This is a genomic window from Lactococcus protaetiae (assembly GCF_006965445.1).
Taxonomy (GTDB): Bacteria; Bacillota; Bacilli; order Lactobacillales; family Streptococcaceae; genus Lactococcus; species Lactococcus protaetiae.
Window position 1 is genome coordinate 472,670 of record NZ_CP041356.1, and the last position, 20,798, is coordinate 493,467.

The 20,798-nt window shown below is 40.6% G+C and carries 14 protein-coding genes, 3 tRNA genes, 3 rRNA genes and 2 pseudogenes; 3 read left to right on the forward strand and 19 right to left on the reverse strand.

The features are described 5' to 3' along the window. Positions 1 to 35: 35 nt before the first annotated feature. From fusA to rpsL, 3 genes are all read right to left on the reverse strand, one after another. Positions 36 to 2,120, reverse strand: a complete 2,085-nt coding sequence (gene fusA / locus FLP15_RS02395; protein ID WP_142765856.1) for an elongation factor G — start codon at positions 2,118 to 2,120, stop codon at positions 36 to 38. A 247-nt stretch (positions 2,121 to 2,367) separates the two neighbouring features. Continuing rightward, complete coding sequence (gene rpsG, locus FLP15_RS02400; RefSeq protein ID WP_120772754.1) at positions 2,368 to 2,835, reverse strand: 30S ribosomal protein S7; 468 nt, start codon at positions 2,833 to 2,835, stop codon at positions 2,368 to 2,370. Positions 2,836 to 2,853: 18 nt separating this feature from the next. Next, entirely contained in the window at positions 2,854 to 3,267 is a 414-nt protein-coding gene (gene rpsL / locus FLP15_RS02405; RefSeq protein ID WP_120772755.1) for a 30S ribosomal protein S12, read from the reverse strand. A 309-nt stretch (positions 3,268 to 3,576) separates the two neighbouring features. Here rpsL and FLP15_RS02410 point away from each other — a divergent pair, with 309 nt between their 5' ends. After that, on the forward strand, positions 3,577 to 4,881 hold the full coding sequence (locus FLP15_RS02410; RefSeq protein WP_142765857.1) for a serine hydrolase: 1,305 nt from the start codon (positions 3,577 to 3,579) through the stop codon (positions 4,879 to 4,881). Between the two features lie 457 nt (positions 4,882 to 5,338). Here FLP15_RS02410 and FLP15_RS02415 read toward each other — a convergent pair whose 3' ends face one another. The 16 genes and pseudogenes from FLP15_RS02415 to FLP15_RS02495 form a co-directional block, all read right to left on the reverse strand. Next, positions 5,339 to 6,226 (reverse strand): GRP family sugar transporter, encoded by an 888-nt coding sequence (locus tag FLP15_RS02415; RefSeq protein WP_142765858.1) that lies wholly within the window; start codon positions 6,224 to 6,226, stop codon positions 5,339 to 5,341. A gap of 557 nt (positions 6,227 to 6,783) precedes the next feature. After that, entirely contained in the window at positions 6,784 to 7,377 is a 594-nt protein-coding gene (gene mnmM, locus FLP15_RS02420) for a tRNA 5-(aminomethyl)-2-thiouridylate-methyltransferase MnmM (RefSeq protein WP_142765859.1), read from the reverse strand. Positions 7,378 to 7,379: 2 nt separating this feature from the next. Continuing rightward, positions 7,380 to 8,195: a LacI family DNA-binding transcriptional regulator gene (locus FLP15_RS02425; RefSeq protein WP_142765860.1), complete on the reverse strand. Its 816-nt coding sequence runs from the start codon at positions 8,193 to 8,195 to the stop codon at positions 7,380 to 7,382. A gap of 17 nt (positions 8,196 to 8,212) precedes the next feature. Continuing rightward, complete coding sequence (locus FLP15_RS13410; RefSeq protein ID WP_190288330.1) at positions 8,213 to 8,377, reverse strand: LacI family DNA-binding transcriptional regulator; 165 nt, start codon at positions 8,375 to 8,377, stop codon at positions 8,213 to 8,215. Between the two features lie 172 nt (positions 8,378 to 8,549). Further along, the gene (locus tag FLP15_RS02435; protein WP_142765862.1) at positions 8,550 to 8,735 is read right to left on the reverse strand and encodes a hypothetical protein; all 186 of its coding nucleotides are present in this window, start codon (positions 8,733 to 8,735) and stop codon (positions 8,550 to 8,552) included. Next, complete coding sequence (locus FLP15_RS02440; protein ID WP_142765863.1) at positions 8,732 to 9,070, reverse strand: MATE family efflux transporter; 339 nt, start codon at positions 9,068 to 9,070, stop codon at positions 8,732 to 8,734. Before FLP15_RS02440 ends, FLP15_RS02435 begins: the two co-directional genes overlap by 4 nt. 5 nt (positions 9,071 to 9,075) lie before the next feature. Beyond that, positions 9,076 to 9,893 (reverse strand): annotated as a pseudogene (locus FLP15_RS13795) (MATE family efflux transporter). Between the two features lie 96 nt (positions 9,894 to 9,989). After that, a complete protein-coding gene (locus tag FLP15_RS02455) occupies positions 9,990 to 10,769 on the reverse strand; it encodes a nucleotidyltransferase domain-containing protein (protein ID WP_142765866.1) in 780 nt (259 codons plus the stop codon). Between the two features lie 145 nt (positions 10,770 to 10,914). After that, entirely contained in the window at positions 10,915 to 11,856 is a 942-nt protein-coding gene (gene mnmL / locus FLP15_RS02460; RefSeq protein ID WP_142765867.1) for a tRNA modification radical SAM protein MnmL/YtqA, read from the reverse strand. Positions 11,857 to 11,920: 64 nt separating this feature from the next. Beyond that, a tRNA-Asn gene (locus tag FLP15_RS02465) sits at positions 11,921 to 11,994 on the reverse strand. A 37-nt stretch (positions 11,995 to 12,031) separates the two neighbouring features. Continuing rightward, positions 12,032 to 12,103: transfer RNA gene (locus tag FLP15_RS02470), tRNA-Glu, on the reverse strand. Between the two features lie 8 nt (positions 12,104 to 12,111). Beyond that, a 5S ribosomal RNA gene (gene rrf / locus FLP15_RS02475) occupies positions 12,112 to 12,227 on the reverse strand. Between the two features lie 83 nt (positions 12,228 to 12,310). Beyond that, a 23S ribosomal RNA gene (locus FLP15_RS02480) occupies positions 12,311 to 15,208 on the reverse strand. 185 nt (positions 15,209 to 15,393) lie between these two features. After that, a tRNA-Ala gene (locus FLP15_RS02485) sits at positions 15,394 to 15,466 on the reverse strand. A gap of 90 nt (positions 15,467 to 15,556) precedes the next feature. Continuing rightward, positions 15,557 to 17,101, reverse strand: a 16S ribosomal RNA gene (locus tag FLP15_RS02490). The 16S, 23S and 5S rRNA genes sit together here with 3 tRNA genes alongside, the layout of an rRNA operon. A gap of 324 nt (positions 17,102 to 17,425) precedes the next feature. After that, positions 17,426 to 17,713 (reverse strand): hypothetical protein, encoded by a 288-nt coding sequence (locus tag FLP15_RS02495; protein ID WP_223804698.1) that lies wholly within the window; start codon positions 17,711 to 17,713, stop codon positions 17,426 to 17,428. Positions 17,714 to 18,103: 390 nt separating this feature from the next. Between FLP15_RS02495 and dnaA the strand changes: the two genes are divergently transcribed. Then, complete coding sequence (dnaA, locus tag FLP15_RS02500) at positions 18,104 to 19,471, forward strand: chromosomal replication initiator protein DnaA (protein ID WP_142765868.1); 1,368 nt, start codon at positions 18,104 to 18,106, stop codon at positions 19,469 to 19,471. A gap of 156 nt (positions 19,472 to 19,627) precedes the next feature. After that, positions 19,628 to 20,769 (forward strand): annotated as a pseudogene (gene dnaN, locus FLP15_RS02505) (DNA polymerase III subunit beta). Positions 20,770 to 20,798 lie beyond the last annotated feature (29 nt).

Genomic DNA, 20,798 nt, shown 5'->3' on the forward strand with positions numbered 1-20,798 from the left:
TCAGTGCTGACAGGTTTTTTTTATTAACTCAAAGCTTAGTCGGCATTACGACCGTTTTTAGCAATGATTTCTTCTTGAATAGATTTTGGTACATCTGAATAGTGGTCAAATACCATCATGAAAGTACCACGACCTTGTGTAGATGAACGAAGTGTTGTCGCATATCCAAACATTTCAGCAAGTGGAATGAAAGCATTAACGATTTGTGATTTCCCGTGAGCTTCCATAGAGTTGACTTGACCACGACGAGCAGTCACGTGACCCATGATATCTCCAAGATTTTCTTCAGGAACAGTAATCGTAACTTTCATCATAGGCTCAAGGATTGCAGGTTGTGCAGTCTTAGCAGCTTCTTTCATCGCAAGTGAAGCCGCAACCTTGAAGGCCGTTTCAGATGAATCGACATCATGATATGAACCATCATAAAGTTTAGCTTTGATATCAACCATTGGATATCCAGCAAGGACACCATTAGCCATAGTTTCTACCAAACCTTTTTCAACAGCTGGTACGAATTCACGAGGCACAACACCACCAACGATAGCATTTTCGAACTCGAATCCTTTACCTTCTTCATTTGGTGTGAACTCAATCCATACGTCACCGTATTGACCTTTACCACCTGATTGACGTTTGAAGAATCCACGTGCTGAAGTGCCAGCGCGGAAAGTTTCACGGTAAGCAACTTGAGGCGCACCTACGTTTGCTTCAACTTTAAATTCACGTTTCATACGGTCAACAAGGACGTCCAAGTGAAGTTCACCCATACCAGAGATAACTGTTTCTCCAGTTTCAGGGTTTGTTTCAACGCGGAAAGTAGGGTCTTCTTCAGCCAATTTTTGAAGAGCAACACCCATCTTATCTTGGTCAGCTTTAGTTTTAGGTTCTACCATCAATTGGATAACTGGTTCTGGAACTTCGATTGATTCAAGAATGATTGGTGCTTTTTCATCTGTCAATGAGTCACCAGTTGTTGTATTTTTCAAACCAACAGCAGCAGCAATATCACCAGCATAAACAGTTTGAATTTCTTTACGTGTATTAGCGTGCATTTGAAGGATACGTCCGATACGTTCACGTTTACCTTTTGAAGTATTCATAACGTATGAACCAGCATCAAGCGTACCTGAGTAAACACGGAAGAATGAAAGACGTCCAACAAATGGGTCTGTCATAATCTTGAATGCCAGTGCAGCAAATGGAGCTTCATCTGATGCTGGGCGTTCGTCTTCTGCATCTGTATCTGGATTTACACCTTTAATTGCAGGAATATCAAGTGGACTTGGAAGGTAGTCAATAACTGCATCAAGCATCATTTGAACACCTTTATTTTTGAAAGCAGAACCTGCAAGCATTGGGTAGAATTCAACATTGATTGTTGCTTTACGGATAGCTGCTTTAAGTTCTGCTTCCGTAATTTCTTCACCTGAGAAGTATTTTTCCATGATATCTTCATCAAGTTCAGCTACTGCTTCAATAAGTTTTTCACGCCATTCTTGAGCTGTTTCCAAATATTCTGCTGGAATTTCTTCGTCAAGAATATCAGTCCCAAGGTCATTAGTGTAAACTTCTGCACGCATTGTTACCAAGTCAATAATCCCTACAAAATCATCTTCAGCACCAATTGGGATTTGGATTGGATGTGCATTTGCACCCAAACGGTCATGGAGTGTTGAGAGTGAATAGAAGAAGTCAGCACCAATTTTGTCCATTTTGTTAGCAAAAACAATACGTGGAACTCCATATTCAGTCGCTTGACGCCAAACTGTTTCAGTTTGAGGTTCTACACCTGATTGAGCATCAAGAACGGTAACAGCACCGTCAAGGACACGAAGTGAGCGTTGTACTTCGATAGTGAAGTCAACGTGACCTGGGGTGTCAATGATGTTGACACGGTTACCTTTCCATTGAGCAGTGGTTGCAGCAGATGTGATTGTGATACCACGTTCTTGTTCTTGCTCCATCCAGTCCATTTGTGATGCACCTTCGTGAGTTTCACCGATTTTGTGGATTTTACCAGTGTAGTAAAGAACACGTTCAGTTGTTGTTGTTTTACCAGCATCAACGTGAGCCATGATACCGATATTACGTGTATTAGCAAGTGAAAATTCGCGAGCCATTTTTTTCTCCTATATTTTTATTTAGCATTGAGAGGTAATGAGTTTCCTCAATTACCATTTTAACAAATTTTTTATTAAAAGATAAAATAAATCCGAGCGGGCAGGAGCCCAGCCCGGAGTTCTTTAGTCTTTTGTGACAGGCTGCTATTTTGATTTGGCTAGAGAAATTCGTAGCATCTGACCAAACAAAACGTACTGAGGTACGTGAGTAAGGGTAGAACAAGAATTTCCGATGTCCAAATTAAAATTACCAACGGAAGTGAGCGAACGCACGGTTAGCTTCAGCCATTTTGTGAGTGTCTTCACGTTTCTTAACTGCTGCACCTGTGTTGTTAGCTGCATCTAAGATTTCTTTTGCAAGACGGTCTTGCATAGTGTGTTCACCACGGTTACGAGCGATTGTTACTAACCAGCGAAGTCCAAGTGTTGTACGACGTTCTGGACGAACTTCAACTGGAACTTGATAGTTAGAACCACCAACACGACGCGCGCGAACTTCAAGAACTGGCATGATATTTTCCATAGCAGTTTCGAAAACTTCAAGTGGATTGTTTCCAGTAGCTTCTTCAATTTGTTTGAAAGCTCCGTAAACGATTTGAGCCGCAACACCACGTTTACCATCAAGCATAACGCGGTTGATAAGACGAGTTACTACGACTGAGTTATACATTGGGTCTGCCAAAACTTCACGTTTTGGGGCACGATTTTTACGCATTCTTACTTATCTCCCTTCTTAAGCTTTTGGTTTTTTGGCACCGTATTTAGAACGGCTTTGTTTACGGTCAGATACACCAGCAGTATCAAGCGCACCACGAACGATATGGTAACGTACCCCTGGAAGGTCTTTTACACGTCCACCACGAAGAAGCACTACGCTGTGTTCTTGGAGGTTATGTCCAATACCTGGGATATATGCTGTAACTTCCATAAGGTTTGAAAGACGTACACGAGCGAACTTACGGAGCGCTGAGTTAGGCTTCTTAGGTGTCATTGTACCAACACGAGTCGCAACACCACGTTTTTGTGGGCTGGCAAGTTTAGTTTGTACTTTTTTACGGCTGTTGTAGCCAACGTTCATAGCTGGTGATTTAGATTTAGTCACTTGAGCTTGACGAGGTTTGCGTACTAATTGATTAATTGTAGGCATTTTACTGTCTGCTTTTTGTATTTTTCCACATAATGCGAAGCGATGAGAAATACAAAAGCATTCCTTTCTTTTTATTGGCTGCTCTTTCGAGCGATTTTTGCGTCAGTATATGGTCGCTTAAGCCAAGTTCTGACAAGAAGTTTAGCAACTTTAACAAGTTCTCCTGAGAGTCCAAAGTAAAAAGTACCGCTTAATATAGTATCATTCTTTTTTGAAATTGTCAATCAATTTTTTAAGATTAATAAACTGATAAAATATATTTATGGTGATTATCTTGGGCTTTCTTGCTTTTTTTGGTATAATCAAGGCATGAAAAAAATTGCAATTCTTCTTTGTACCTTACTGACAGCTTTGTCAGTGCTAACAGGTATTTCTGTCAGCGCCGCTACTCCTTCTAGTAATAGTTTTTCCGTAGCTGCAAAATCTGCAATTGCGGTTGACGCTTCTAGTGGAAAGATTTTATATGCCCAAAATGCAGATGATTCAAGCACAGCAATTGCCTCAATAACTAAGCTTTTAACTGCTTATCTCGTTTATAAAGATATCGCTGAAGGGAAACTAAGTTGGACAACTAAAGTGCCAATTTCTCAATACGCCTATGATTTAACGCAAAATAGTAATGCAAGCAATATCCCACTTGCTAAAGACGAAACCTATACCGTCAAAGACCTCATGAATGCTCTTTTAATCCCATCAGCAAACTCTGCCGCTGTGGCACTCGCTGAAAAAGTTGCTGGTTCTGAACCAAAGTTTGTAGATATGATGACCGCTCAAATGAAAGCTTGGGGCATTAATGACACACATCTAGTCAATGCTTCAGGACTTCCAAATGATGATTTGAATGGACATATTTATCCTGGTTCAAGTAACACAGCCACAAACACAATGAGCGCCAAAGCTGTAGCCGTACTTTCTTATCATCTCATCAAAGATTATCCTCAAGTTTTAGATATCACCAAACAAGTGCAGCTTCCTTTTGATACTGGTGGGAAAACACAAACTACTCTTACCAATACTAATCAGATGCTTAAAGGATTTACAAACTCACGCGCAGGGGTTGATGGTCTGAAGACAGGGTCAACTAGCTTTCAAATCGACTGTTTTGCTGGTACAACAACCCAAAATGGTTTTCGTATCATTACAGTTGTCTTAGATGCAGATAATCCCGCTGTTGATAATTCAACTCCTTTCACTCTGACTAATCAATTAATGAATTACGTCTATGGACATTGGTGCACAGCTAGTCTTACTCAAAAGAGAAAAGCGATAAAAGATTTTGACAAAATTTCGTTGACTGACGGAAAACAGAAATCTGTTAACCTTGTTGCAGGAGAAACAATCAATCCTGTCGTTCCCTTTGCTACTGATGGAAGCGCTGATTTGAAATCTTTATCTATCAAATATAGTCAGAAAAAAACTAAAACAATCGAAGCGCCCGTTACAAAGGGACAAAAGATTGTTACAGTATCTGCTTCACTCAAAGATAAGCTTGGCTATCTTCCAGGAAGTTCGACAGCTCAATTTTCACTCGTTGCTAAAAATGATGTAGAAAAGAGCAATCCACTCAAGGTTTTCTGGAATCATTTCGTCATTTTTGTGAATGAGAAATTATAATTTTACTGACAGAAATTTTGTCAGTAAGTAAAAACTCTGTTAGTGTGCTGACAGAGTTTTCTTATTGTATTTTTAACTTAGCAAGTGCGTGCTATTGCTATCTCCGCCCTTTGGGTGGGCTACGCTGTCGATGCTCGCTACGCCACTAAAGTGGCTAGTCGCAATCGCAATCCACCACCTCTTAAAGAGGTGGTGGGATAAGCAGCACTATCTCCGCTTTGCTATGCTGTCCATTCGCTCTAAAGCAATAAGGCGAAATGACAAGCCCTGTCGTTCTACTGCCCTAAGGGCTTAGCGCTTTAGCGCTTAGACTTCAGGGACAGGGTGATCTCATATCTTTGATGTTAAGCAGACTATTGCAGCTTTAGCTGCGTAAGATTGCTTAGTTGTTACACCTAGAGGTTGTGCCCTAACATTGATGAGGGAGAAATAATCCCCCATCAATGAAGTAATCACTTCAACCTTTTGACTTAACAACAGCAAGCAATAGAGCACCAACAACGAAAAGAATCATACCAATCGCCACATAACCCAGCTCCTTTTTGGTTTTCTTTTCTCCGAGGAAAAGAATTCCTCCAATTGTCGAAATGATAATCCCAAGTTGAGAAAATGAAAAAGCAATTGCATTTCCGGCTTCTCTAGCCGCCATCAACATAAAGATATTTCCGACGCCCCACATAATACCAACAATCATATTTTGGAAAACATACTTTTCAAGTTTGATTTTACCACCACCCATAGCAATCGCACCAACAATCATTCCCAATGACATTGGCAAAATGATGGTCAATGTATCAAAATGTATGTTGAACCAAAGTGCTGACAGATTATTAAATAAGATGACATAAGCCACATAACCCAAAGTAGAATAAGTCAACCACATCAAGCCTTTACCATAATTATGGTGTTCATGAATCACAGTATTTTCGGGATCCCTTTTCGCAGAGAAGTAAAAACCAATTACCAAAACAATCATGGCAATGAAGCCAAGAATAAATTGAATTTGTTTTGTCCATTCATGAAAAGCGAAAACACCAATCAAACCGCCAAGTACAAGCTGTGTGCCCGAAGAAAGTGGACTTGCTACAGATACTCCCATATACTTCATCGAATTAAACTGACCAAACTGACCGATTGACCAAATCAATCCTCCGATAAATCCAATTAAAAAGATCGGCCAAGTTAAATGCGGCTGGCGGAACAAGAAAACAATAAGTGCAAAAACAAATGCGCCAAGCGTCATCCCAAGCGTTTGCTGTTTGGCATTACCACCAAATTTGTTTGCGACAAAACCAATTGAACCCCATGCAACCATTGGAACAAGCGCAAGCAGAACTCCTTGCATAATTTCACCTTTTCTAAGAGAAAAGCCCTATAAATCAAGCTTTCTTATATTATTTTTTATATCTGCTTTACCCTATTTAATTACTTCACAATCTATAAAACACAACCATTTATTTCAATCTTTTTTTGCAATATAGTTTAAAACAGCATTTTTTCATTTTACACTATTTTTTGGAAAAATCAAGCATTCTAGAACGTATAAATATTCAGAATTTGATTAATTTCATGGAAATTTTTTTCTATTTATAAATAGAAAATTGAAGCGATTACTTCATTAGTAGGGGATTATTTCTCCCACATCAATGTTAGGGCACAACCTCTAGGTGTAACAACTAAGCAATCTGCTTAAATGAGGTCAACCCTGTCTGTCCCTAAAGTCTACCTCGCTTTGCTCCGCTGTCGATTTCGCTAAGACACTAGGGTAGCAGAACGAAAGCAGAGATTGCTAGATTGCGATTTCGCCTTATCACTTTGCCTTTCGCTCTTACTGATTTAGCAGTACAGTTAAGCAAACGGACAGCGTAACCCAAAGGGCGGAGATAGCACGCACTTGCTAAGCTATTTCTTTTCCAAAATCACTAAAATCGGTGGAGTATGAACTTGATTGAGCGGACCATAGGTAAAAACCTCCCAAACTTTTTGATCAAGACCAGAAACCCAATGAATAACCGCATTTTTTTCTTGTTCTCCGCCCTCATGACCATAATAAATCATAAGAGCAATTCGACCACCAATAACCAACAGATCTGTCAGTGCTGACAAAGCTGTCAATGTTGTGTCAGGTTTTGTAATGACTGTTTTGTCTGCTTTTGGTAAATAACCCAAATTAAAAATTGCAGCCTTAATCGGCTGTTTGATGTATTTACGAACATTTTCATGTCCATCTAAAATTAATTTTACTGACGAGTTTTCTGTCAGTAACTTTTCATTTTCGGAAGCAGAAATTTTGATAACATTTTTCCCAGCAGCAGATAAACGTTTTTCAGTCGCCAAAAGCGCTTCATTTTGCACATCAAAAGCAAAAACATGAGCTGTCAAATTTGACAGAAACAGCGTATCATAGCCATTCCCCATTGTTGCGTCCACCACAATGTCATCAGATTTTATCACTTCTTTAAGGACTTGATGAGCAAATTCTAATGGTTTTTTCATATTTATTTCTCTTTCACGGTTTTTCTATTAATGAACTGGACAGGAAGTAAGATTTCATTTTCATAAATTTCCTTACCTTCAATTTTTGCGAGTAACAAATCAACCGCACATTTTCCCTTTCCCAAAACATCCTGTTTAATCGTACTTAGTTGTGCAAATTCTGCTAACGGTCCGTCATCATAGCCAATCACAGAAATTTGATTAGGAACTGAAATTTCCATTTCTGTCAGCACTGACAGAATGTCCGTCGCAAAATAGTCTGAACTCAAAAATAGCGCATCAAACTTTTCTAAATTTCCAGTAGAAATCCATTGCTTAAACTGGTTCAAGCGAATTTTTTTCTCTACTGATAAAGTAAAATATCGGCTGTCAGCACTGACAGATTTTAGCCCTTGAAATCGTGCCAAATCAACACCGAAAGGCATTTCTTCATCAGCAAAAAATGCAACGCGTGACAACCCCTGTGCAAGTAAGTACCGCCCAACCTGTCGTCCACCATCAAAATCATCACTTGTGATATTATAAATAGCTTCTGTCTGATCACTCACTGCACCATCAATGAAAACCGTAGGTTCTGTCAGTACTGACAGAAATTGCGCCGTATCAGCAGGCTTTGATTCAAGCACAATGATACCATCCACTTGCCAAGAACGCAAGGCATAAACAGCCTCATTCACGTTAGAAGCGCCATAAAGTAGCATAAAATATCCTGCTTCACGAATTCTTGACTCAATACTCGCAATTAATGCCCCATGATAATCTTCCTGAAAAATTTTCCCCTGTTCACGATATTCCGTACTCATCAACACGCCAATCATCCGACTTCTATTCCCAGCTAACGCTTGCCCGCACGATTGGGAATATAACCTGAACTGATGATGACTTTCTGAATCTTAGCTAATTTCTCCGCTGACAACTCATGGGTTCTACCATGGAGCACATTTGAAATCGTGGTAGGACTAACCTTTGCGAGTGTCGCTAATTCCTTAATTGTTATCATAAATTTATTATAGCAAGATGTGAGTACGATTGACAAGAAATGATGAAAAATGGGAAATCTCAAAGAGAAACAAAATTTCTTGGAGAGATTCATCTTTTTTCATTCATTTCTAATCGTGCGAACTCAGTTATTACAAGATGTGAGGCTGATCGTCCATAACTCATGAAAATAGCTATGAATCTACCAAATTCACCAACCATGTTTTCTCATGCATTTTCCAAAGACAAAGTCCCAATCGAAAAATCTCTTCTAATGAAATAGCAACAAAAACCCAGTAAATCGGTAAATGCCAGATAAAAGCGACCAATAATCCTAAAGGAATTGCCAAAATCCATGAACCAATTACAGATTGAATCAAAACAAATCGAGTTTCGCCCCTGCTGATAGTATGCCTTGTGTAATCACCATATTAACAACTTTAACTGGTAAAAACATCACCATCACTATCATCAAAATACTCGTCATCCTAAAGGAGTAATCTGACAAATGATAAAAACTCATATACCAATGATTAACTGGCAAATAAATCAAACCTAAGATTAAAGGAAAAACAAAGCTTAAAATTAATATCCGTTGACCAGTTCGATAGGCAAGCATTTTTTCATCTCTTCCAAGCGCCTGACCAACCATTACGGAACAAGCAAGCGAGAAACCACCAAAAAAAGCGATAATTAAACCTTGTACAGGCATCATTAAAGTCACTGCAATCGTCTGTGCTGTCCCATAAATCCATATATTGCATTATCCACCGTATCTGCAAGAATAAAACTTAACATTTCGACTAATAAAGGAAGCGTTAATGCCCAAAGCAAACGCAAATCTGCATCAAATTTAGTAAAAGTCAGCAACTCTCGCAGAGAATAAGCGCCGATTAAATGTTTACGATAAACAACCATCAACAGAAAAAATGCCTCAGCAAATTGTGAAATCGTTGTTGCAAGCCCTGCACCAGCTACACCCATTTTAGGCAAACCAAATATTCCAAAAATCAATAAAAAATTAAGTGTAGCATTCAGCACAACTGCTGCCATACCAGCGAACAAAGGCAATTTCACAATTTTTGCATTACGTAAAATTGTCGAATACATCATTGTAAGCACAAAAGGTAAATATCCTAGTGCAAGAAAACGATGATAGCGCGCACCAACGATAATAACAGCTTTATCAGCTGTAAAAAGTCCCATTGACCATATAGGAAAAATCAAAGAAATCACCACAAAGAACATTGCCAACAACAGCCCGTAAACAACATCATTCCTTGCATTTTGGTAATTTTCTCTGTCTTTTTCTTACCCATAAACTGTGCCGTCAAAATCGCAAGACCACCAGAGAGTCCCATTAGTGTAAAATTCAAGATGCCAAAATTTTTAGAAGCCAAGCTAACTGCTACCACGCTGACTTCTCCAAGTCGCCCAACCATAAGTTGATTAACAATAGCTAAAAGTGAGTATAATAAGCTTTGTAATGCGACTGGCAAAGCTAAATTAAATACTTGTTTCCAAAAATCATCTTCCATTATATCTCCTTTATCAAAAGCAACTGTTACGCAACAGTAGATGATATGAATTATCGTACACCTTCTTACAAAAAATGTCAATAAAAAAAGCAACCCTCAGATTACTTTCTCCACCACTTTTCTAAATTTTTCATCATCAAAATCTACTTTCCATCGCTCACCAATTTCTGTCAGCACTGACAAAGCTCGCTCAGTAACTTCCATCAAAAAATTTTGAACATTGCTCACTGGAGTATATTTGATCAGCCAGTTCTGCTGCTCTAACGACAATTTTGAACGCTTCCCCTCATACTTTGACCAATCTCCTAGACTATTAGGCTGTTCTCCCAATGCCATATACCAAAAAGCACAGAGGATATTTTTTAGATAAATACCGCACTCCTGCGCATAGTTCCATTCTTCACGTTGACTCCTCCTGAAAAATTCATGAACATAAGCGTAAAATTTTCCTAGATAAAAATCAAATTCTTCTTGAGTAAGTTGAAATTTTTCACTCATTGATTGCTCTGTCAGTGCTGACAGAAAACCATTCCTATCCATCAAAATTTTGATTTTCCTTAGCCAAACTGACGGTGTCAACTCTTCCAGAAAATAAACGAACACATCAACTTTGACAAAATGCTCAAAATGTAAAACGGCATAATGTTCCGTCAAAGTTTCGATAAACAGCAAATCCTTTCTTTTTGTCAGCACTGACAAAAATTTAGACTTACTTACACCTTGCTCTATCAGTAGCCGTAAATCCACATCCGAAAATTCATCTGCGCTACCACTTGCTAATGAACCACCCAGAAAAATTCCTAAAATCCCATTAATTTTTGAGCATTCTTCAGTTAATTCAAAGATTAACTGCTCACGCCAATCTGTTTCAGCCATTAAAGCACCTCGTCACTTGGATTCATTATATGATTTATCCCATGGAAATATTCCCTGATATTTAGACTACAGACCATATTTCAAAGAAAATATTTCCCCAAACAATCGAACACAATAAATAAACTACATTGGATTACAAAATTCTCTAAAAAGTCACAGCATTTGACAAGCGAACATCACGACAACCTTGTATCGAGCCTCGCCGTTCCATTTCAGCATCAATACTATTCAAAACTTCCCACTTTTTCAAAGACCACATCGGACCAATAATCAAGTCGCGCGGTGCATCTCCGGTCAAACGATGGATGACAATTTCCCTAGGAATCATCTCCAACTGGTCACAAATCACCTTCACATATTCCTCTTGAGACATGAGTTGTAATTTTCCCGCATGATAATCTCGTTGCAAACGCGTATTTTTCATCAAATGCAGTAAATGTAATTTCACTCCTTGAATATCCGAATCCAATATCATACGTCTCACATTTTCAAGCATCATCTCAGAAGTTTCACCCGGCAAACCATTAATCAAATGCGTGCAAACATTAATCCCGTGAACCCTCAAACGTTTCACAGCATCAACATAAGTCGCATAATCATGCGCACGGTTTATTAATTCAGAAGTTTCCTCATATGTCGTCTGCAAACCAAGATCAATCCAAACTTCCATTCGCTCATTTAACTCCGCCAGATAATCCACCACATCCTCAGGCAAACAATCTGGACGTGTCCCAATCGAAATCCCCACCACATCAGGTTGACCTACTGCCGCCTCAAAACGCTCACGCAAAACCTCAACAGGTGCGTGCGTATTTGTAAAGTTTTGAAAATAGACAATATATTTCTTAACTCCAGGCCATTTCTTATGAAATTGAATCACCTCTGCCTCAAACTGCTGCGCAATCGGTGCTTCTGGCTCCAAAATCATATCTCCAGAGCCCGAAACTGTACAAAAAGTACAGCCACCATGAGCGACAGTTCCATCACGATTAGGACAATCAAATCCCGCATCAATAGGGACTTTAAATATTTTTTCACCAAAATTCGCTCTTAAATACTCATTCCATGTTGTATATCGTTTTTCCATTACTAACCTCACCACATAGCAACAATTATAACACAAAAAAGAGACCACAAAGGTCTCTATAAAGCTGCGGATGTCAGACTCGAACTGACGACATCATGATTAACAGTCATGCGCTACTACCAACTGAGCTAATCCGCAATAACACAAAACTCGGTAAAACCGAGTCCTGAAAATATAGTCCGTACGGGATTCGAACCCGTGTTACCGCCGTGAAAAGGCGGTGTCTTAACCCCTTGACCAACGGACCATATATTAACTTGGCCACTCGCCTATCTCCCAGGGGGCAACCCCCAAGTACTTCCGCCGTAGATGGACTTAACTGCTGTGTTCGACATGGGAACAGGTGTATCTCCATCGCAATGATGACCAAATCTTTAAATGTTCCTTTGAACATTCAAAACTAAATAACAATCCTTCTAACTTCTAAACCTTAAGCATTTTATAGTTGACTCTTTTGGTAAAGTCCTCGAGCGATTAGTACTGGTCCGCTCCACCCCTCACAGGGCTTCCACTTCCAGCCTATCAACCAGATCATCTCTCTGGGCTCTTAATTCTTACGAATGGGAAATCTCATCTTGAGGTGGGCTTCGCACTTAGATGCTTTCAGCGCTTATCCCTTCCCTACATAGCTATCCAGCCGTGCTCCTGGCGGAACAACTGGTACACCAGCGGTAGGTCCATCCCGGTCCTCTCGTACTAAGGACAGATCCTCTCAAATTTCCTACGCCCGCGACGGATAGGGACCGAACTGTCTCACGACGTTCTGAACCCAGCTCGCGTGCCGCTTTAATGGGCGAACAGCCCAACCCTTGGGACCGACTACAGCCCCAGGATGCGACGAGCCGACATCGAGGTGCCAAACCTCCCCGTCGATGTGAACTCTTGGGGAGATAAGCCTGTTATCCCCAGGGTAGCTTTTATCCGTTGAGCGATGGCCCTTCCATGCGGTACCACCGGATCACTAAGCCCTAGTTTCCTACCTGCTCGAGTTGTAGCTCTCGCAGTCAAGCTCCCTTATACCTTTACACTCTACGATTGATTTCCAACCAATCTGAGGGAACCTTTGGGCGCCTCCGTTACTCTTTAGGAGGCGACCGCCCCAGTCAAACTGTCCGTCAGACACTGTCTCCCTGGCCGATATTGCCAGCGGGTTAGAGTAACCATAAGTCAAGGGTAGTATCCCAACAACGCCTCAATAGAAACTAGCGTCCCTATCTCAATGGCTCCTACCTATCCTGTACATGACTTACAGGTACTCAATATCAAACTACAGTAAAGCTCCATGGGGTCTTTCCGTCCTGTCGCGGGTAACCTGCATCTTCACAGGTACTAAAATTTCACCGAGTCTCTCGTTGAGACAGTGCCCAAATCATTACGCCTTTCGTGCGGGTCGGAACTTACCCGACAAGGAATTTCGCTACCTTAGGACCGTTATAGTTACGGCCGCCGTTTACTGGGGCTTCAATTCAGGGCTTCGCTTACGCTAACTCCTCCTCTTAACCTTCCAGCACCGGGCAGGCGTCACCCCCTATACATCACCTTGCGGTTTAGCAGAGAGCTGTGTTTTTGATAAACAGTTGCTTGGGCCTATTCACTGCGGCTGGCTTTTACACCAGCACCCCTTCTCCCGAAGTTACGGGGCTATTTTGCCGAGTTCCTTAACGAGAGTTCTCTCGATCACCTGAGGCTACTCGCCTCGACTACCTGTGTCGGTTTGCGGTACGGGTAGATATGACTTTACGCTAGAAGCTTTTCTTGGCAGTGTGACATCAGAGAGTTCGCAACCGTAGTTGCTTCCCCATTACAGCTCAATGTTAAAGAGAAATGCATTTGACACATCTCACACCTCACTGCTTAGACCAGAATCCATTAACTGGCATCTCTTAGCCTACTGCGTCCCTCCATCACGATCATATCTAGTACTGGAATATCAACCAGTTGTCCATCGACTACGCCTTTCGGCCTCGCCTTAGGTCCCGACTAACCCAGGGCGGACGAGCCTTCCCCTGGAAACCTTAGTCTTACGGTGGATAAGATTCTCACTTATCTTGCGCTACTCATACCGGCATTCTCACTTCTTAACGCTCCAGCACTCCTCACGGTATACCTTCTTCGCGGTTAAGAACGCTCTCCTACCATTGATAATATATCAATCCAAAGCTTCGGTAATATGTTTAGCCCCGGTACATTTTCGGCGCAGGGTCACTCGACTAGTGAGCTATTACGCACTCTTTGAATGATAGCTGCTTCTGAGCTAACATCCTAGTTGTCTGTGCAACCCCACATCCTTTTCCACTTAACATATATTTTGGGACCTTAGCTGTTGGTCTGGGCTGTTTCCCTTTCGACTACGGATCTTAGCACTCGCAGTCTGACTGCCGAACATGTGTATTAGCATTCGGAGTTTATCTGAGATTGGTAATCCGAGATGGACCCCTCACCCAAACAGTGCTCTACCTCCAATACACTTACATTTCGACGCTAGCCCTAAAGCTATTTCGGAGAGAACCAGCTATCTCCCAGTTCGTTTGGAATTTCTCCGCTATCCACAAGTCATCCAAACACTTTTCAACGTGTCCTGGTTCGGGCCTCCAGTGCGTCTTACCACACCTTCACCCTGCTCATGGATAGGTCACTAGGTTTCGGGTCTACATCATGATACTAAAGCGCCCTATTCAGACTCGCTTTCGCTACGGCTCCGTCTCTTCAACTTAACCTCGCATCATAACGTAACTCGCCGGTTCATTCTACAAAAGGCACGCTCTCACCCATTAACGGGCTCGAACTTCTTGTAGGCACACGGTTTCAGGTGCTATTTCACTCCCCTCTCGGGGTTCTTTTCACCTTTCCCTCACGGTACTGGTTCACTATCGGTCACTAAGGAGTATTTAGGGTTGGGAGATGGTCCTCCCGGATTCAAACTGGATTTCGCGTGTCCAGCCCTACTCAGGATACTGCTAGGTATAAGGTCTATTTCGAATACGAGGCTTTTACTCTCTTTGGCTCATCTTCCCAGATGATTCTTCTATAGACCTTAAGTCCACGTTGCAGTCCTACAACCCCAAGAAGCAAGCTTCTTGGTTTGCCCTTCTTCCTGTTCGCTCGCCGCTACTTAGGAAATCGTTTTTACTTTCTCTTCCTGCAGGTACTTAGATGTTTCAGTTCTCTGCGTTACCTTTACATGAGCTATGTATTCACTCATGAATAACTGCTAGAAGCAGCTGGGTTTCCCCATTCGGAAATCAACGGATCAAAGCGTACTTACAGCTCCCCGTCGCATATCGTCGTTAGTCACGTCCTTCTTCGGCTCTTAGTGCCAAGGCATCCACCGTGCGCCCTTATTAACTTTGCCATGATGATTCAATCATCTTTTTTCAAGTATAAGTTTGTAAATTCTTTAAAATTCACAGCTTTTCGGTTTATTTATCGTTATTAGATATTGTTATTTAGTTTTCAAGGTTCAAGATGATTTTAACGTCTTTTCTGACAAGATACCTTCGGCTGAAACTAATCTCAACACTTACTTTCGTATCTTCATGGAGCCTAGCGGGATCGAACCGCTGACCTCCTGCGTGCAAAGCAGGCGCTCTCCCAGCTGAGCTAAGGCCCCACAATCAAGAAGTTGATTCTTGCGTGGTCTATCTCTAGACCCCTCAAAACTGAATAAAGTTGAATGCTCATCCTTGTATATATTCCTTAGAAAGGAGGTGATCCAGCCGCACCTTCCGATACGGCTACCTTGTTACGACTTCACCCCAGTCATCGGTCTTACCTTAGGAAGCGCCCTCCTTGCGGTTAGGCAACCTACTTCGGGTACTCCCAACTCCCGTGGTGTGACGGGCGGTGTGTACAAGGCCCGGGAACGTATTCACCGCGGCGTGCTGATCCGCGATTACTAGCGATTCCGACTTCATGTAGGCGAGTTGCAGCCTACAATCCGAACTGAGAATGGTTTTAAGAGATTAGCTAAACATCACTGTCTCGCGACTCGTTGTACCATCCATTGTAGCACGTGTGTAGCCCAGGTCATAAGGGGCATGATGATTTGACGTCATCCCCACCTTCTTCCGGTTTATCACCGGCAGTCTCACTAGAGTGCCCAACTTAATGATGGCAACTAGTAATAGGGGTTGCGCTCGTTGCGGGACTTAACCCAACATCTCACGACACGAGCTGACGACAACCATGCACCACCTGTCACCGATGTACCGAAGTAACTCCTTATCTCTAAGGATAGCATCGGGATGTCAAGACCTGGTAAGGTTCTTCGCGTTGCTTCGAATTAAACCACATGCTCCACCGCTTGTGCGGGCCCCCGTCAATTCCTTTGAGTTTCAACCTTGCGGTCGTACTCCCCAGGCGGAGTGCTTATTGCGTTAGCTGCGATACAGAAAACTTATAGCTTCCTACATCTAGCACTCATCGTTTACGGCGTGGACTACCAGGGTATCTAATCCTGTTTGCTCCCCACGCTTTCGAGCCTCAGTGTCAGTTACAGGCCAGAGAGCCGCTTTCGCCACCGGTGTTCCTCCATATATCTACGCATTTCACCGCTACACATGGAATTCCACTCTCCTCTCCTGCACTCAAGTCTACCAGTTTCCAATGCATACAATGGTTGAGCCACTGCCTTTTACACCAGACTTAATAAACCACCTGCGCTCGCTTTACGCCCAATAAATCCGGACAACGCTCGGACCTACGTATTACCGCGGCTGCTGGCACGTAGTTAGCCGTCCCTTTCTGGTTAGATACCGTCACTGCATGGATTTTCCACTCCCACACACGTTCTTCTCTAACAACAGAGTTTTACGATCCGAAAACCTTCTTCACTCACGCGGCGTTGCTCGGTCAGGGTTGCCCCCATTGCCGAAGATTCCCTACTGCTGCCTCCCGTAGGAGTTTGGGCCGTGTCTCAGTCCCAATGTGGCCGATCACCCTCTCAGGTCGGCTATGTATCATCGCCTTGGTAGGCCTTTACCCTACCAACTAGCTAATACAACGCGGGATCATCTTTGAGTGATGCATTTGCATCTTTCAAACTTTTAACTTATGTTTAAAGCTTTTATGCGGTATTAGCATTCGTTTCCAAATGTTGTCCCCGCTCAAAGGCAGATTCCCCACGCGTTACTCACCCGTTCGCTGCTCTTCCAGTTGGTACAAGTACCAACCTTCAGCGCTCAACTTGCATGTATTAGGCACGCCGCCAGCGTTCGTCCTGAGCCAGGATCAAACTCTCAAATAAAGTATTTAAGTCACCTTAGTGACTGGCTTGTCTTTCATTATTGATTGACAGATTTTTGATGTCTTTACGACATCACATGAGTCATTCTTCTTTATTCAGTTTTCAAGGGTCTAAACGCTTGAGTGGCTTCCCTCTCTCGCGACAACTATTATATTCTATCAAACTACACACCCTTTGTCAATTATTTTATCACTCCTTTCTCCGATTTTTTTTACTTTGTTCGATTTTTACTCCTACCCTACTCCCATTTTTTATCGTGGACATAAACTGAATGGGAAATGAACCCAAAAAAGAAGCCCCTGTATCTAGCAGGGGACTTCCTTTTTATTCTTCCGAGTCATCTAAATCAAAAAGAATAGATTTAATTTTTTCTTTGAGCCGATAGCGCTCCATACGAGTCAGTTCTTCTCCTCGCATTTGGCGGACGAGAAGCTCTTGGTAATGAGGACGAAGGCACTCATACACCTCTGCTAGAAGGTGATTAAATACAAGGGCACTCTCTGGAGTCTCTCCGTGTGACGAAATGACATCCGAATACTCATAGATATCTACCGCTCCTAGTTGGTCAAAACCTCGTTTTTTCGCTTGGCTATGACGGATTTCATCTATCAAACGTTGGTGATAACTTTTTTTGTGATTACTATATATAGTAGATAACCATAATAAATATAAATTTGAGATTTGATGTTTTCCATTTTATAAAATATCCCCATTGTTGTTTTTGATTTTTTAATATTTGGTGGATTACTTTTATCAACTTTTTCTTTTCCACAAGATTAATACACAAATTTTTCGTTTTTATCACTTGTGGAAAACTCTTAAAATCCTTACAATTCCCTGCCTTAATTTGGAAAGTGAAACATATTTTCCACACTTTCCACAAAATTGTGAATAACTTATTTTAACAGTGGAAAACTTTATTTTTTTTATTTAAACAGACTGTGGAAAAATAGATTTTGAAATGATATAATAAGTTATCAACAAACTATGTAAAGGAGTATTATGTCTCTCCTAACTGAGAATCAAAAATTTTGGGACAGAGTCACTGAGTTAGCACATCAAAATATTGGACAACAAGCTTTTGAATTTTTTATTGAACCTGCGCAATTATTAAGTATTGAAAAAGATGTTGTTAACATTTTATTAGATAGTGGGATGAAAAAAGATTATTGGAGGAAACAGAGTGATTTAATCACTACTGCTGGATTCGAAATTTTTGGACGCCCACTTACTTATTCTCTCTATGCTAAAGATGAACTCTCAAGTAATGAGTTGAATAAATTGACATCTATAGATAATGTTGCGGAGACAACGTCTTCTGAAACCATCGCTACAGCACCCATTGCTAATGGATTAAATGAAAAATATATATTTGAAAATTTTGTTCAAGGACCTGGTAACCGATGGACACTTGCCGCAGCTGTCGCTGTTGCAGATAAACCTGGTGACACTTATAATCCCCTTTTTATTTATGGTGGTGCTGGGCTTGGTAAGACTCACTTAATGCATGCCATTGGTAATGAAATCTTAAAAGACAATCCGACAGCTAAAGTCAAATATGTTTCTTCTGAAAACTTTGTTAATGATTATGTTAATGCCACTCGTAAAAATCAGATGGAAAATTTCGAGAATACATATCGCAATCTTGATTTACTCCTACTTGATGATGTACAATTTTTTAGTGATAAAGAAGGCACTAAGACAGAGTTTTTCAATACTTTCAATGCTTTGTATGATAAAGGTGCTCAAATCGTTTTAACTTCTGACCGAATTCCTCAAGAATTAAATAATTTGGAAGAACGTCTGGTGAGTCGCTTCTCTTGGGGCTTAACTACAGATATTACTGCTCCAGATTATGAAACTCGGATGGCTATTCTTCTCATTAAGTCTGAATCCAGTCGTTTAGAGTTTCCTAGTGAAACCCTGAGTTATATTGCTGGACAAATTGACTCTAACGTTCGTGAGCTTGAAGGCGCCTTAAATCGAGTTGAGTTTGTTGCTAAGGCTAATGGCATTACTGTGGTAGATATTGAAACAGCTAGTCAGGCCTTACGTTCCTTAAAAAATGCAACGCAACAGTCTTTATCCAATCTTACAATTAAAAAGATTCAAGATGAAGTAGCTAATTACTATCATATTTCTTTTTCTGATTTAGTAGGACCTAAGCGTCCCAAAGAAATCGCTTTTCCCCGACAGATTGCAATGTATCTTGTTCGTGAACTTTTAGGTACAAGTCTTCCTGCCATTGGTACTGCCTTTGGAGGGCGCGATCACACGACAGTAATGTATGCTTATCGGCAGATTTCTGATAAAATGAAAACAGATATAGAAGTTCAAAAAGATATTGATAGTATAAAACGTAAATTTTAAGCTTGTGGAAAACTTCGAGACTTATAAAAACTTTATTCCCTTGTTATACACAGGCAAAAAGCTTTTAAATTCTTGATTATTTCTGTTATGCAGATTATCCACAAGACCTACTACTATTACTAATAAATTTATAAAAAATAATAATAAAGGAGTGCCATGATTAAATTTTCAATTAATAAAAATGCTTTTCAAAATGCACTGAGAATTACAAAACAAGCCATTGGTTCAAAAGTTACAATTCCTGCTTTAACAAAGTTAAAAATTGAAGTTGAAGATAAAGGAATAACACTTATTGGTTCAAATGGACAAATTTCTATAAAGAATTTTTTACCAGCTGACAATAAAGATGCTAATATGCTTATTTCTAATACAGGTTCTGTCTTGTTGGAAGCTGCATTCTTTGAAAATGTGGTTAGTCAGCTACCTGAGGTAACTTTGGAATTTACTGAAAAGGAGCAAAAGCAAGTTGTTTTAACTTCTGGTAAATCTGAGATTACTTTAAAAGGTTTAGATGCTGAAATTTACCCTCATTTACAAGAAATTTCACAAGGTGAATCATTAAAAATGAAAGTTAAAGCCTTAAAAGAAATTTTTAGTGAAACAGTATTTGCTGTTAGTACACAAGAAAATCGTCCAATTTTTACAGGTGTTCACTTAGAAATTTTACCCACGGGTGAATTGAAAGCAGTTGCTACAGACTCTCATAGGATGAGTCAACGTTTGTTTCCTTTAGAACAAGCAGATTTAAAATTTGATGTGATTTTACCAAGTAAGTCAATCAATAGTTTTAAAAATGTTTTTACTAATGACGAAGAAGAAATTGAAATCTTTATCAGTGGTAGCCAAATGTTATTTCAAAATGAAACAATTAGCTATTACAGCCGTTTGATTGAGGGTTCTTATCCCGATACTAACCGTTTGATACCGAAAGAGTCAGATTATACTTTAGATTTGATATTTGATGTAGCAGAACTTCGGCATACGATGGATCGAGCGCGACTTTTGACTGTTATGACAACTAATGGTACAGTTAAACTTACAGTTACTGGTGACAGTGTTGTGACAACTGCAAATTCTCCAGAAGTTGGTTCGGTTCATGAAGAATTAACAGCTTTATCAAAAGAAGGGCGGATATTGCAATCAGTTTCAATCCTGAATATTTAATTGATGCTTTGAAAGTGGTTAAATCTCCTGAAGTACGTGTACGCTTTATCTCAAATGTTCGCCCATTTACTTTACAACCTAAAAATGATGAAAATGGCTTTGTTCAGCTCATTACACCTGTTCGTACGAATTAAAAAATTTCTGTCAGTAATATTTACTGACA